Source organism: Helicobacter aurati (assembly GCF_003364265.1).
GTDB classification, from domain to species: domain Bacteria; phylum Campylobacterota; class Campylobacteria; order Campylobacterales; family Helicobacteraceae; genus Helicobacter_A; species Helicobacter_A aurati.
In genome coordinates this window covers 1-407 of the sequence record NZ_NXLW01000048.1, presented here as the reverse complement: position 1 = coordinate 407, position 407 = coordinate 1, and the positions used below count along the sequence as shown (strand labels likewise).

At 36.1% G+C, this 407-nt stretch carries 1 protein-coding gene; it reads right to left on the bottom strand.

Annotation, left to right across the window (positions count from 1 at the left end; translation table 11 throughout):
• Positions 1 to 407 (bottom strand): flagellin N-terminal helical domain-containing protein (locus CQA66_RS09110; protein ID WP_483401386.1); only part of this gene is annotated, 407 nt, incomplete at both ends.

Below are 407 nucleotides of genomic sequence, written 5' to 3'. Positions count from 1 at the left end.
TTAGAGTATGCACCAACTTGAAACTCTTTGTTTGTAAAAGAACCAGAGAGTAACTTCTGACCATTGAAAGAAGTAGTATTACCAATCATATCAAGACCTTGAATAAGTCTTGTAATATCTGATTGGATAGCCCTTCTTGATTCAGTAGTCTGTCCATCTTGTGCTGCTTGTGTAGCTTTCACTTTTACAGTATCAAGAATTTTGAGTTGTTCATCCATTGCTTTGTCTGCGATTTGAATAATCCCCATAGCATCATTTGTGTTGCTAATAGCTTGACCTAATGCACTTGCTTGACTTCGTAAGTTATCTGCAATAATCATACCTGAAGCATCATCAGCTGCCTTGTTGATTCTCAAACCTGAACTTAACTTTTCCAAAGAATCTTTAAGATTTCTTTGAGTAACGAC